The sequence below is a fragment of the Enterococcus sp. AAFC-DPL-6103 genome (assembly GCF_058216595.1).
In genome coordinates, this window is sequence record NZ_CM177102.1 from 2096298 (window position 1) to 2110786 (window position 14489).

At 36.3% G+C, this 14489-nt stretch carries 13 protein-coding genes and 1 other annotated feature; of the genes, 3 read left to right on the forward strand and 10 right to left on the reverse strand.

Translation table 11 applies throughout. The features are described 5' to 3' along the window. Nucleotides 1-4 precede the first annotated feature (4 nt). The gene (locus AC4BC3_RS09945) at nt 5-337 is read right to left on the reverse strand and encodes a hypothetical protein (RefSeq protein ID WP_206910473.1); all 333 of its coding nucleotides are present in this window, start codon (nt 335-337) and stop codon (nt 5-7) included. A gap of 447 nt (nt 338-784) precedes the next feature. Next, nucleotides 785-1423 carry a TetR/AcrR family transcriptional regulator gene (locus AC4BC3_RS09950; protein ID WP_206907211.1) on the reverse strand — a complete coding sequence of 213 codons (639 nt, stop codon included), beginning with the start codon at nt 1421-1423 and terminating at the stop codon, nt 785-787. A 143-nt stretch (nt 1424-1566) separates the two neighbouring features. Here AC4BC3_RS09950 and AC4BC3_RS09955 point away from each other — a divergent pair, with 143 nt between their 5' ends. Further along, entirely contained in the window at nt 1567-2916 is a 1350-nt protein-coding gene (locus tag AC4BC3_RS09955) for an MATE family efflux transporter (protein ID WP_206907213.1), read from the forward strand. Nucleotides 2917-3519: 603 nt separating this feature from the next. On the opposite strand, the gene AC4BC3_RS09960 is transcribed toward AC4BC3_RS09955, so the two are convergent. From AC4BC3_RS09960 to AC4BC3_RS09975, 4 genes are all read right to left on the reverse strand, one after another. Beyond that, nucleotides 3520-4830, reverse strand: a complete 1311-nt coding sequence (locus tag AC4BC3_RS09960) for a C39 family peptidase (RefSeq protein WP_490466402.1) — start codon at nt 4828-4830, stop codon at nt 3520-3522. A 228-nt stretch (nt 4831-5058) separates the two neighbouring features. Continuing rightward, on the reverse strand, nt 5059-5871 hold the full coding sequence (locus AC4BC3_RS09965; RefSeq protein ID WP_490466403.1) for a transporter substrate-binding domain-containing protein: 813 nt from the start codon (nt 5869-5871) through the stop codon (nt 5059-5061). 20 nt (nt 5872-5891) lie between these two features. After that, entirely contained in the window at nt 5892-6527 is a 636-nt protein-coding gene (locus tag AC4BC3_RS09970) for an amino acid ABC transporter ATP-binding protein (RefSeq protein ID WP_206907217.1), read from the reverse strand. Between the two features lie 11 nt (nt 6528-6538). Continuing rightward, complete coding sequence (locus AC4BC3_RS09975) at nt 6539-7180, reverse strand: amino acid ABC transporter permease (protein ID WP_206907220.1); 642 nt, start codon at nt 7178-7180, stop codon at nt 6539-6541. Between the two features lie 156 nt (nt 7181-7336). Next, nucleotides 7337-7570 (reverse strand) — a binding site (T-box leader). A gap of 93 nt (nt 7571-7663) precedes the next feature. Between AC4BC3_RS09975 and AC4BC3_RS09980 the strand changes: the two genes are divergently transcribed. Continuing rightward, entirely contained in the window at nt 7664-8149 is a 486-nt protein-coding gene (locus tag AC4BC3_RS09980; protein ID WP_206907223.1) for a prolyl-tRNA synthetase associated domain-containing protein, read from the forward strand. A 340-nt stretch (nt 8150-8489) separates the two neighbouring features. Here AC4BC3_RS09980 and AC4BC3_RS09985 read toward each other — a convergent pair whose 3' ends face one another. The 3 genes from AC4BC3_RS09985 to AC4BC3_RS09995 form a co-directional block, all read right to left on the reverse strand. Next, nucleotides 8490-10562, reverse strand: coding sequence for a DNA topoisomerase III (locus AC4BC3_RS09985; protein ID WP_490466404.1), 2073 nt, complete (start codon nt 10560-10562; stop codon nt 8490-8492). Continuing rightward, nucleotides 10495-10872: a DUF1033 family protein gene (locus AC4BC3_RS09990; protein WP_067482663.1), complete on the reverse strand. Its 378-nt coding sequence runs from the start codon at nt 10870-10872 to the stop codon at nt 10495-10497. Before AC4BC3_RS09990 ends, AC4BC3_RS09985 begins: the two co-directional genes overlap by 68 nt. Nucleotides 10873-11001: 129 nt before the next feature. Continuing rightward, entirely contained in the window at nt 11002-11583 is a 582-nt protein-coding gene (locus AC4BC3_RS09995; protein ID WP_071868838.1) for a TetR/AcrR family transcriptional regulator, read from the reverse strand. Nucleotides 11584-11734: 151 nt separating this feature from the next. Here AC4BC3_RS09995 and AC4BC3_RS10000 point away from each other — a divergent pair, with 151 nt between their 5' ends. Next, the gene (locus tag AC4BC3_RS10000; RefSeq protein WP_490466405.1) at nt 11735-13033 is read left to right on the forward strand and encodes a multidrug efflux MFS transporter; all 1299 of its coding nucleotides are present in this window, start codon (nt 11735-11737) and stop codon (nt 13031-13033) included. A 216-nt stretch (nt 13034-13249) separates the two neighbouring features. Here AC4BC3_RS10000 and mnmA read toward each other — a convergent pair whose 3' ends face one another. Next, nucleotides 13250-14371: a tRNA 2-thiouridine(34) synthase MnmA gene (mnmA, locus tag AC4BC3_RS10005; RefSeq protein WP_067482668.1), complete on the reverse strand. Its 1122-nt coding sequence runs from the start codon at nt 14369-14371 to the stop codon at nt 13250-13252. Nucleotides 14372-14489 lie beyond the last annotated feature (118 nt).

Genomic DNA, 14489 nt, shown 5'->3' on the forward strand with positions numbered 1-14489 from the left:
TCCTTCATTGACTTGATAACCAAAGATCCTTACTAAAACGAATGACTAATTTGTTTACTTCTTTATCAAATACTTCTTTTTGTAACGTTCGACTAATATAAAAAACCTGCACCCTCTTATCATCTATTCTAAAAGCAATTCGAAAATATTCCTTTCCCAAATGGATTTTCATTTCATAAACAGGTTGTTTAACAGACAAACGAACAGACTTGATTCGATAAAAATCGTGTGTCAAATGCTCATTCACTTTATACATAATCAATTCCTGATAACTTTTAGATTGATGTTCTGGAAACATCTTCTGGATTGCGGAAGTAACTTCGATTTTATATTCCATGGCTCCCCCTTCTTAATAGTATTTAAAAAGTATTATATTAATCCCCTATCTTCACTAATATTCTACACTGATCGATCCATACTTGTGAAGTAAGTAAAAAATTACGCTTTAATTTAGCAGTTTATCTAAAAAATTATTTTAAATATATATTTCTTAACACATAGCTAATACATTAATCCCCTTTTGGAACAAGACAGTGGTATATTTTTTAACCGATTAACTAATAAAAAAGAACGTCCACTATTCTCTATAAAGAGAAAATAGTGGACGTTCTTTTTAGAAAATAGCTCATTTGAAAAGAAAAGTGATAGTTTACACTCTCACTAACTACTTGATTTTTATTAAAATGTACCTAAATCACAATACGCACCTTAATTCTTGAGTAAGGTAGTTACTTTCAGGTAATGTTTCAGTTGTCATTTGCTCTTTTCCAATATTGGTTTTTGTCTATTTTATCTTTTTTATCAACTCTCCTAGGCCTTCCACAAAAATCGTCAACCCCCACTCAAACGCTTCTTTACTTCCTAATGTATCTAAGACATTGCCTTGCAAAATTTGAAAAATTGGTTCATCAGATGCCATTCCAAACAACGATTGTTCTTCACCTTCGACCCTTTTGTTTTGATTTTCCTTTTGAGCAAGATAATCAATTTCAAAAGAAATGATGTAATTCATAAATGCATTGATACTAGTAAATTTTTGACTATATGTTAATGGTTGACTATCGATGATTTTTAATAATTCATTGTTTAATCTCAATAGCTCTGGATTATTCGGAGTAGTCCGTAAAAGTAAGTAAGCAGAATAAGGATATTTCCGTAATTTCTGAAAAAGTAGCTCACCGTAAAAGATTAATTGCTGTTGCCATTGATCTGCTATTTTGACTTCGTCTAACACTTCTCTTATAACTTGTGAAGCGAGTTTATCAAAAATTTGCTCTTTGCTTTTTACATACCAATACAAAGAAGGCGCTTTGATATTCAATAATTGGGATAACTTTCGCATACTAAAATTATTGAGTCCTTCCGTTGCCAATAATTTCCACGCTGCACCTAAGATTTCGTCTTCATTCATTTTATTTCTCAAAATACCTTCACACTCCTCGTATTCATTATATCAGAAAATCTACCAGTGTTAGTTTGTTCTTGCATTTTTTATTAAGAAGTGATAATCTAACACCGTTAGTTTAACTAACAGTGTTAGATTTATATTGAAAAGAGGTTTTTTAAATGGAACAAATGATGGAAAATTCAAATGAATACTTGTTAAAAGATGCTCCGATAAAAAAGGCAGTATTAAGTTTATCGGTCCCTATGATGATTGGAACTTCGGTCGGTGCAATCTACAGTGTAATAAATGCTTACTTTATTGGTTTGCTTCACAATACGCAGATGATATCAGCGATTACAATCGGAATGCCTGTGTTTATCGCATTGATGGCCATTGGGAATATGTTTGGGGTAGGCACGAGTACATACATTACTCGCTTGATTGCTGTTAAAAACACAGAAAAAGCAAAGAAAGTGGCTGGTTATGGCTTTTATATGAGTTTGATCGTAGCACTTTTATTAGGTGTAATCGGAGTAGTCGCAATCAATCCTTTATTAAAATTATTAGGTGTTGATATGCCAATGTACAATTATGCGATGCAATATGTCGTGACACTTTTAATCACCGGTTTTACTACAACGATCAATTTCACCTTAGAACAAATCATACGTTCAGAAGGGGCTGCGAAAGAATCAATGTATGGCATGATTATCAATGTTGTAGTGAATCTGATTTTTGATCCGCTATTGATTTTAGTTTTGCATTTTCATGTAATTGGGGCTGCTTTGGCGATCGCGGTGGCTAATCTGGCTTCGATGCTTTATTATCTTTATTATTTATCTAACAAAAGCGACCACTTAAAGGGTTTTGCTAGACACATTTTTTTATCTGTAAAAGATCAAATCGAAGTATTGAAAATCGGAGTTTCTGAATTAATGAATTCTGGTTTTATGATTATTTCAACATTATTATTAAATGTGTATGCTGTCCATTATGGTGATGATATTGTGGCTGGCTTTGGAATTGCGACGCGCTTAGTTCAAGTTCCACAATTTTTGGTAATGGGGATTTTCTTTGGAGTGATTCCTTTATTTGCTTACAACTATTCAAGTAAAAACAAAAAACGTTTAAATGCTAGTTTCAAAACAGCTTGTGCGTTTATTGCCTTGATTGTCTTCGTATTTGTATCCTTGACTTATCTTCTCCGTTATCCGATTTTGGGATTGTTCACGGACAGTCCAAGTCTAATCAAAGTAGGAGAATATATTTTGATAGCATCACTTGTAACCACAGTTTTTAATGGATTTACAGGATTGATTTTAGGTTTGTTCCAAGGTACTGGTAAAGGTCTACCTACAATTATTATTTCCATCATCCAAAGTTTATTGATTATTCCAATCATCCTTTATATGAATGCCAACTTTGGTTTGCATGGGCTTGTTTGGGCTTCTACAGTAACTGAATTCATCGCTTTTTGCATTGGTATTGGCTGTTACTTCTATTATCGCAAAGACTTTCACGCTGCTTGAATAGACTCAACTCAGTGGAGGGACTTATTGATTAGCTACTCAAAAAGTTTTAGAATGCTCTTCAACGTATCCTAAAGTAGGAGTCTGCTAGTCATCATTAACTATACGAAAAAACCTCTAAAGTGTTCTCTTTAGAGGTCATCTATATATATTATTACTTTTGACAGCAAAGGGTGGTCTATCTAATTGAAATTTAAGTAGTGATTATGCTCGCACTTCTGAAATCTGATGAAAGATAATACCATTTATCCATGTACGCGATAATTCAAACTCTTCTCATTTTTAGTATGTTTTCCCTTGCTTTGATTTATCTGATTGTGAATATTCTTAAAAAGAAATACGCGTCTACTTTAAGAAGAAATTTTCACAGCAGTCGTTTCGATACTTCCAATTTATCGTCGTCTTTAACGATATGTCTAAGAGGACATAGTGACACTTTCCTCTTTTCATCTTCATTAGGACACGTTGTTTGACAATCAGAAGGGAAGTTCATCAAATTTATATCCATTTGCCACATAAACTCCGCGAACTATTTTTAGTTGGAATCTACTCCTGAATGAATTTGTTCTCAAAGTCCAGAAAAAACTAATCTTTTCTGGACTTTTATCTTACAACTACCGCGTATTTTCTTGCATTGTAAATATTCTCAAATGTTGTTCGGTTTAACCAATATGAACCACTGATTGGATCAGAAACATGAACTTGATTACTGCCTTTATTGTATCCGTCGAGAGTTACTGCATGATTATTATTGGCAGCTAGACCAAAGTTCCAATTTCCCCAGCGAATTGGTTGAAAATTGATTGTTACCCAAGCAACTACTGGGTTACCGATTTTCACTTCATTTAAAAGAGTATTCATCGAACTTCCAGAAATATTTTGTACATTACCATACTTTTGTCCCCAAGTTGTTAATGGTGCAGGATAGATTGCGGAATAGGTCCAAGAATTTTCCACAAAGGGGCTACCAACAAAACCTGTATTTGGATTTCCATTTGTGGATTTAGGAATCGTATTTAAAAATTGAGTTAACCCCCAGTTAGTGATTTTCCCTTTGTATTGTAAAGCTTGCAGTAGTGAAGCACCTTCACAACCACTGGGTGCGCCTAAAGCATATTGGTTGTAATTTTTTACACCAAGAAGCTTATAGTCATCATTCGTTGGTTGGCCATTTCCTACCGCGTACCAGCCTACACCTTCATATGCCCAACCTTGTTTGCTAATCACATTTTTCTCATTTTCGTCTAGCGTGTAGTGATGCCAATTGACTCGTTTACTATACAGACGACTAACAGGAATCCCATTTGCACCTGTGTAAGAATACCAGCCAATGCCTTCATATTTCCAACCATACTTCGTGATATTATCGCGTTCTTTTGCATTTAACGTGTAAAAATGTTCCCCGTTGTAACGGTTATACAAACGATAGACAGGTGCACCCGTTGTTGGCGCTTGCCAACCAATTCCTTCATAATTCCAACCAATTTTTCTCAGTTTATCACGCTCACCAGTATCTCTTGTGTAGAAATGCTCACCACTATAGGGATTGAACAAACGATACATTGGAAATGTTTTAACTGAACTACGTGCATAAAGACTTGGTCCACCTTCTTGCAGCTCTTCTTTGGGTGCCTCCGTTTTCTCCGCCTCAGATTGACCTTCTTTGACTGGTGGTTCAACAGTTACTTGTTCTCCATTGACAATGGTTGTCTGCAATTCTTCATCCAGTGGGTCATTCTCTGTAACTGTACTACTTGTCGCCTGTTCCTCCACATAAGTAGACATTACCGTCTGCTCATCTGTTCCTGTATTCATTGTCGTATCAATTGTTTCTTCAGCAAAAACACTTGTCGTTGCTAGCATCATTGTCGACAATAATGTCACACATGCGAAATACCCTACACTCTTTTTCATTAAACCGTTCCTCCGTAAAAGATATGTTTCATTTATGATAACATTCTTTTTTATATTTATAAAAAAAGACATAAGTGACTCAAACAGGCATGTATCTATCACATCTTCCTAGGTGAATATATTCTAGTCACTTTATATAGTGAAAACTTGTCTTTCTTTTATTTACTTAAATATAAAAATAGCTTAAGAAACCCACCTTCCTGATTTCTTAAGCTATCCTTCATTTAGTCATTTTGGCGTCACATCTTCCCCAAACCATCGCTTCGACAGTTTTTGAAATTCACCTGACGCTTCCAACTGGTCAAAAGCCTGATTTATTTTGGTCACTAATGTCCGATCTGCCTTTCTTGCACCTACAGCAAAGTCCTCACTTGCATAATTCCCAGTTAAAATGTGATAGTCTTGCAATTGATTTTTTTGTTTCAAATAATAATTTGCATACACGCGATCCATCAATAGCCCATCAATTCGACCGCTTCTTAAATCAATCAATGCTTCATTAAAGCTATCATATAGCACAGCTTCCTGGTCTTTTACATAATCTTTTAAAACTTCTGGTTGTTTCGTAAAGACATCATAACCTGATGAACCATTCTGAGCACCTAAGATTTTCCCCTTCATATCTGCAAAGCTTGCGATTTCAAAACTTTTAGGGGTTATCAAGACTTGCGTATTTTCCATGTATGGCTGCGTGAACTGCACTTTTTTTTCACGTGCTGGGGTTTTCGAATAGCCATTCCAAATCAGATCAATCGTTCCATTGGTCAACTCAAATTCCTTCATTGACCAGTCAATCGGCTGAAAGTTGACTTTGATGCCATATTCTTTGAATACAGCTTTAGCTAACTCAATATCAAAACCAGTTAACTTACCCTCTTTATCACGAAACCCCATAGGGACAAACGTATCATCTAAACCGATTGTGATTTCTTTTTCTCGATCAATCGTTGTCCAACTATCTTCTGTTGGCTTTCTTCCACAACCAGAAAGTCCGAGTAAAATAAAAAGAACTAAAAATAATGCCCGAGTAATTTTTTTCATCTATTTTTTCTCCCTTTCTTTTACTGGTTTGGTGTTACCTTTAATAACTGATCACTCACATTTTCTGCAAAAACTAAATCATGGGTCACGATAATTTGAGTCACGCCTTCTTCTTTCAAAGATACAATCAGTTTTTCAACTTGTTGACGCAACTCGGGATCAAGTGCACTAGTTGGTTCATCGTAAGCCAAAACTCTTGGATTCATAGCTAACGCACGGGCAATTGCCACACGTTGTTTTTGTCCACCTGATAATTGGAAAGGATAACTATCTAATAAATCACTGATACCTAAAGATTTTGCCAGCTCTTTTGCCTTTTTGGTATACACTTCTTTCGACTGCTTTAATACATTCTTAGGTGCTAAAGTGATGTTATCAAAAATACTTAAGTGTGGAAATAATTGAAAGTCTTGAAACACCACCCCCACTACTTGCTCTCGATTTTTTAGTTCTGCTGGGTTAAATGGTTCGTGATCTAAATAAAACTCACCACTATCTGCTTTTTCAAGACCAGCTAATACGCGAAGAAGCGTTGTCTTCCCACCACCTGAAGGACCAACGATAGCGAGTGTCTTACCATCAGGAATGACTAAATCTAACTCTTTGATTACTTGCTTTTTACCAAATGTTTTACTTACTTTTTTTAACTCGATCATCTTTTTTCCTCCTAGCGATAATAGTTCAACTTCTCTTCCACTTGTTTCATCACCAAAGTCAAGATTCCAGTTAGCGCAAGATAAATTCCTGCTACACCAAGTAATGGGAATAAACTAGCATCACGTTCCATAGCAATCTTCCCTGCACGCATAACGTCTCCCAAACCTAGAATATAAACTAACGAAGAATCTTTCACCAAGTTGATAATTTCATTTCCTACTGAAGGAAGAACAATTTTTATTACCTGTGGAATAACGATTTTCGTTACTGTTTGAAAAGGACTAAACTGTAAAACTTGTGCTGCTTCATACTGGCCTTGCGGAATAGATTGGATCCCACCGCGAAAGATTTCGGCAAAGTACGCCGCGTAATTCAATACGAAAGCGAGTAAAGCTGCCTCAAAACGATCAAAAACAATTCCAATCGTCGGTAATCCATAAAATACAAAAATCAATTGTAAAAGTAAAGGTGTTCCTCGCATAACCCAGACATAAGTTTGAAGAAGATAACGAACTGGCTTAAAGTTGAGTGATAACCCTAACGCTAAAATCAATCCGAGTGGTAGCGAACCGACCAATGTTAAACAAAATAATTTCAAGGTTGTCAGTGCGCCCACTAATAATTGCGGCATAACTTCAATTAAATCTTTCATTGTTTTTCCTCCTTTAAATAAAAAAGTCCTCTTGGCTTAATGCCAAGAGGACGTTCACACGTGATTCCACCTCTGTTTGCTTTTTCCTTGCAGAAAAAACCTCCAGCGGTCATGTTCGCAGAAAATAGTGAAAAAAAAAGCCTTTGGTCATTATGACCAAAGGACGAATAATCGTGGTTCCACCTTTTTTTGTCAGCGCTTCACAGTCAGCCAACCTCATCTGGTCATCAAACAATGACCGCAGCTATAACGGGCTACCCGGGTTTTCCTACTTCTCGATTTCAGAAAACCGACTCCAAGATGTGTTTCACAATTAGTCGCTATCTCTTCGCACCAACCAGAGACTCTCTAAAAACTGCTAATGGCTACTCTTCTTTTCGATGTCATTTCATTTACTTACGTGTAATTTACAGGATTTATTTTCATTTGTCAAATTTTTTTTACCTGTTAAAATAAAAAGAAATGAAGGAGGTCGAATAAACCATGCCCCAAGCAACTGAACAAGAAGCATATGATTTACTTTCTCATCTCGAAATTTCTTATCAAAAAGTTGACCATCCAGCAATTACCTCTGTCAAAAATTTAACATTTGATTTGCCTGGTCCTCAAGTCAAGAATCTATTACTGAAATCAAAAAAAGGCAAGCAAATTTATCTTGTTATCTTGCCTGATGAAAAACAGGCTGATTTAAAAAAATTAGCCGAGGAATTATCTGAAAAACGACTTTCTTTTTTATCGGAAGAACAAATGAATCAATTATTAGGGGTTCCTGCCGGCACACTCACTCCTTTAGCGCTCATGCATGATACCGAAAATCAGATTCAAGTAGTGATTGATGCAGAAATCGACCAAAAAAACACCGTTGGTTTTCATCCAAATGTGAACACAACGACACTAATCATTGACTTTGTGGATTTCCAGAAAATTTTGAAGTATTTAAATCATCCGCCAATTTTTGAAAATTTATAGAAATTTGAAATTAAGTAAATAGTCTGATTTAACTTTTCTGTCTCGATCCTAAATAACCTGCTATCACATGACAGAAACTTCCATAAAAAAAGCCACGCAATCTCTCGTGCAGAAAATTGCGTGGCTTTTTCGTTTTTTTTGTTCTTCAGTTGTTTAAATGATTTTTTAGAAAAAGCATTCTTACTTGTTCGAAGCTAACCTTTTGCACTACAACCTTTTTCCTCGGTGTTCAAGAAGTAACTCCTTCAAAATAAAACTAAATTACTCAAAAATTTGGGAAGCAATTTCTGGGAATTCATTCTTGTTTATTGGCGCTAAGCACTTCTCGCACACCCTTTTACTACTCTTTCATCGCAGCTCTTAAAGCAGCTGCTAATGGACTTTCTTCTGGCTCTTCCGCCTGCGAATATTTCTTCATCAGACGACGTTCCTCGTGCTTTGTCATCTTTTTCTTTTGCTCTTTTTTTCCTAACATTTTTTCTGTCGTTCCATCATATTTACAACGGAAATAAGCACCATTTTTTCCTTCAATGATTTCCATTTTCCGATGACATTGTGGACAGCGATGGTTAGACACCTTAGGATCTTTTCGTCGACGGTAACTACAGTCCACATTCGTGCATACATAGATTTTACCATCACGTGTATTTTTTTCTCGTAAATTTGATCCACATTCAGGGCATTTCTTTTGCGTAATTGAAAAATCTTGATAAGATTGCTTGCTTGTTTTGATTTCTTGCACTAAACGTTTCGTTTCTTTTTCAATTCCTTGAAGAAATTGATTGGACTGTTTTTTTCCAGCAGCAATGGCTTCTAAATCTTTTTCCCAACTTTCAGTCAATTCCGGTGTAACTAATGAAGGATTGACTAATTCAAGTAATTGCTTGCCTTTTGGCGAAACTTGTAATCCCACTGGTGTACGTTCCATCAATTCTGATTTGATCAATTTCTCAATAATTTCTGCGCGAGTCGCTGGTGTACCCAAGCTGTATTTCTCCATAAATCCAAGTAAACTTGCTTCAGTCAATGGTTTTGGTGGTGCTGACAGTTCTTTTTTAACTGTAAAGTTTGGTGCAATGCGCTGTCCTTTTTTCCACTCAACTTCGTTCACTGCTTCTTCAGTTGATTGTTTCCAACCAGCTTGAACTACTCGATTTTGACGAAAAACAAAGATTTCTGTTCCAAAACTTACGATAATTTTTGTCTGGCTCACTTTATATGGTTCCGCAAATAACATTAGAAAACGTGTGACGATCATTTGATAAATTTTCTGTTCTTCGTTACTCAATTTTTCATAACGTGGACGGTTTTCCGTTGGTAACAACGCATGGTGATCTGTTACTTTGTTATCTTGAAATACTTTTGTTTGTTTCACTACTGCGCCATTTTTCAAGTAAAGTTTTACTTCTGGTGCAAAATCACTAACAGCTTGTAAACGTTCTTTCATCGTACTTTTCATATCATTTGTCAAATACTTACTATCTGTACGTGGATAAGTCACGATTTTGTGTGTTTCATACAAACTTTGAACTAAACTTAATGTTTTTTTTGCTGAATAACCATATCGTTGGTTGGCTTCACGTTGGATTTCTGTCAAATCATAAGGAAGCGGGGCAGGCTCGGTTTTTAACTTCTCTTGAATCTCTGTTACCGTTCCATTCGACTGACTTAATGTTTTCACCAGTGCTTGTGCTTCTTCTATTTTTTTCAATGCAAATTGATTCTTTTGAACCATTTTCGCTTGTTCGTTGGCCACAGCTAAATGAATCGTAAAATAAGTTTGTGGTCGAAATTGTTCGATTTTCTTTTCTTGATCACGTACTAAAGCTAAAGTTGGTGTCTGCACCCGACCCGCAGATAAATTATCTTGATATTTAACTGTCAATGCACGTGTCACATTTAATCCAACTAACCAGTCTGCTTTTGCTCTTGCCAAAGCAGAAGCATAGAGTGCATCGTATTCTTTGGCTGGCTTGAGGTGTTTAAACCCATCTTTGATTGCTTTGTCTGTTTGAGAAGAAATCCATAAACGTTTCACTGGTTTATTAAAATGTACATATTCTAAAATCCAGCGAGCAACTAACTCGCCTTCTCTTCCAGCATCGGTCGCAATGACAACTTCCCCCACATCTTTTCGGGTTGCTAATTGCTTAATTGCCTTTAATTGATGCCCAGTTTTTGGTAGGGGTTTGATTCCTAGATTTTTAGGAATCATTGGCAATGTTTCCATCTGCCAACTCTGCCATTCTTTGTTTAAGTCTTCTGGCATTTTCAAACTCAATAAATGACCAAGGGCCCAAGTCACGATCACCTTGGGTCCTTCGTAGTAGTTTTTATGTTTTTGATTAGCTCCAAGCACCTTGCTTAGGTCTTTGGCAACGCTTGGTTTTTCCGCTAGAATTAGTTGTTTCATAAAATTCCTTTCCACTTTCTACGCTGAGTGGTTGATTCTCTTTTAATAAAGCTAACCCTTTATATTGTTGGAGATCATCATCACATTCTTCACACCAGCGCTCTTCTCCTTCATTCCAAAAGGCACTTAGAAAGTTGCTCTTCGCATTGATATATTCATATTTTTGATGGATTGCGATCCATTGTTTTTCATACTCAGCTTTGGCTTCTTCAAAAGAATCGAAGATCTTCTCATCTTGAATATCTTCTTCCCAATTTTCGAAAAACCACCATGGCTCATTATCACCAAACATGGTTATTACTTGATACATATTTGCGTTACCTCTCTTCAACTTAAATGTAAGCATTTTGTTCTGCTCGTTTCACAATAGCTACATCTTAGTCACTTTTCAAGAAAGTTGCAAGAAATCACTCTTACGAAAATCTAGCTAATTTTATTTTCATTTATCCAAACCTTTTTTAGATGACAATGTCGCAATAAAATCTTCAATCATCCAGCGGTAGCTTTCTTCTGGATCCACTTGTGGTTCACGCGTAAAATAGCCTAAAAAACGTAAAGATAAATAACCATGGATCAGACTTCTTAGCTCACGGCTGCGATGAACTTTTTCTTCATTTGTTAATTCGAACACTTCAAAAATCTGCAAGATAATTTGATTCGTTTCATGAATTCCATCAAGTAAAATTTCTTCATTTGTGTGAGGAATACTAATCAATAATTCATAGACTGCACGATTGGCAAAAGCAAATTCTTGATACGTTTTTGCATATATTCGGAGTGCTTCAGCACCACTTTTTCCAACTAAAGCTCGTAATAATTGGTCATTTAGTTCACGTAATAGCTGCGCCGTCAACGCCGTTTTCACCTCACGAATATTTTTAAAATAATTATAGAGTGAGGGCGATTTGATGTCTAAACGTTTTGCTAAATGTTGAAAAGTAAGTTGTTGCACATCCATTTCTTCTGCTAACTCACGAAAACAGTCGATGATTTTTTCTTGAGACAGATTTCTCTTTTTCATTTCTTTAATCTCCTCATAAGTAAAAAAATCCTTAACATTCATAGTTTAACATGAAAATCTAGGATAAAAAAGGGAGTTTTGTTGATAAACTACAGTCTGTAGTTTATAATAATCGACTGTAGATGAAAATTTTCAGAAAGAAGGATTTTGTTTGACTACACAAATAAAAAGAAAATTATTTAGAAAAAGAGAAGTTTGGGAACGTAATCTACTTGTTTTATGGTTTGGTACTTTTATGGCTGGTATTGGGTTTAGTCTGGTCATGCCATTTATGTCACTTTACATAGACACGTTAGGTCATTACAGTACCGCTCAGTTGAATTTTTGGAGTGGCTTGACCTTTTCTTCTACTTTTTTGGTAACGACAATCATCTCCCCATGGTGGGGAAAACTTGCCGATCAAAAAGGACGAAAATTGATGCTGCTACGTGCTTCTCTTGGCATGGCGGTCGTGATTGCACTGATGGGTTGTGTCAGCAATGTTTATCAACTTGTCGGCTTACGTCTCTTACAAGGTATTTTTTCAGGCTATATCAGTAACGCCACAGCGCTCGTTGCGACAGGGACGCCTAAAGAAAAAAGTGGTCAAGTTCTCGGAACACTGGCAACTGGATCAGTTACTGGAACATTGCTTGGTCCACTGTTAGGTGGGATTTCTGCTTCAACATTTGGTTATCGCCCAACATTTTTTATTACTGGAATCATTTTATTTTTAGTTTTTCTACTTAGTTTATTTTTTGTTCATGAAGAATTTGTGCCTGTTAAAAAAGAAAACATGGTCTCTGCCAAACAAATCTTTCGAGAGCTTAAGTATCCTCAGGTTGTTTTAGGAATGTTCATCACAACGATGATCATCCAAGCATCTAATAATTCAATTAGCCCAATCATTAGTTTATATATCCGCCAGTTATTGAATGGACACGGAAATGTGACCTTAGTTAGTGGAATCATCGCATCCATTCCTGGGGTAGCAACTTTGATTGCTGCACCCCGATTTGGAAGGCTTGGTGATCGAATCGGTAGTGAACGAATTTTAGCAATTGGTTTAGGTTTTGCTGTTTTAGTTTATATCCCAATGGCATTTGTCACCAATGTTTGGCAGCTTGCTGGTTTACGTTTTTTAGTTGGGATCTCAGATGCGTGTCTTCTTCCGGCAGTTCAAGCATTGATTACTAAATATTCACCACATCATGCTGCAGGTAGAATTTTTAGTTACAATCAATCCTTTCAAGCAACAGGGAATGTGATTGGTCCAATGATTGGTTCAAGCGTTTCGAGTGCTTTTGGTTATCGAGGTGTATTCCTCTCAACTTCATTACTGGTCATGGTTAATTTTGTGTTAGTCCGTCATAATACACAAGCTATCCACGAAACAGTTACCGAAAAAGCAACATCTTTAGATGATTCAGCATTAACAGACCATTCTTTGAAAGAAAAACAGTTGCATTAAATAAAAAAATGAAAAGATTCATTGATAGTGATATCAATGAATCTTTTCTCACATCTATCTTCTTTTCTGTTAGTGGACAACAAAAATAGCTACTCCTAAGTTAGGAGTAGCTATTTTTTCTTTTTTATGACCTAGCGTACTCATGATTGCTTGCTCAAAACGATGTATACTGTTCTTCCTTATCGTCTCGGAGCTGGACGATTTGCGCCGCAACCTTTAGATATATTGCAACACTTTCGCTTCTTGGAAAGCATTATCAATTAAACCGCCACCCAAACATTCCATTCCATCATAAAAGACAACTGCTTGCCCCGGCGTGATTGCACGCACTGGTTCATCAAAAATGACTTCAGCACGATTTCCAGGAAGTAAACGAACCGTTACAGGGACATCTTGTTGACGATAACGGAATTTCGCTGTGCATTTGAATTCTTTTGGCATTTCATTGTTGGTTGTGAAATGAATTTCACTTGCTTCAAGGCTTGTTGCATACAATGCTGGATGATTAAATCCTTGTCCAACATATAACGTATTTGTTGTTAGATCTTTTCCTACAACAAACCATGGTTCTTGTGTCTTTCCACCGCCACCAATTCCTAATCCTTGGCGTTGACCGATTGTATAATACATTAAACCAGCATGTTGTCCCATGACTTCACCATCAAGAGTTACCATATTTCCTTTTTTCGCTGGTAAGTAGTTGCTCAAAAATTGTTTGAAATTCTTTTCTCCAATAAAACAGATTCCTGTTGAATCTTTTTTCTTTGCTGTCGCTAAGCCAGCACGTTCAGCAATAGCACGTACTTCTGACTTTTCCATGCCACCTAGTGGGAACATTGTTTTTGCTAATTGTTCTTGTGACAATTGGCTCAAGAAATAGGTTTGATCCTTGTTGTTGTCCACGCCACGAAGCATGTGAACGACACCATTTTCATCACGAGATACCTGTGCATAATGTCCAGTTGCTACATATTCTGCCCCTAAATCCATTGCATAATCTAAAAATGCTTTAAACTTGATTTCTTTATTACACATTACATCTGGATTCGGTGTTCGCCCTGCACGATATTCTGCTAAGAAATATTCAAATACTCGATCCCAATATTCTTTTTCAAAATTTACAGAGTAATAAGGAATCCCGATTTGCGCCGCAACTTTTGCAACATCTTTGTAGTCTTCCGTTGCCGTACATACGCCGTTTTCGTCTGTATCATCCCAATTTTTCATGAAGATACCGACTACATCATACCCTTGTTCCTTTAGTAAAAGTGCTGTTACTGATGAATCGACTCCGCCGCTCATCCCTACGACAACGCGTGTTTTGCTGTTGTCTGTCATACTATCACCATCATTTCAATTAGATTTTCTGAAACATCTACGAGTTGAAGGTCGCAACTTTTCAGTGCTTTCCATTATACGTCATTTTTTTGAAAATTTCATCTCTTTGTTCTTAAGA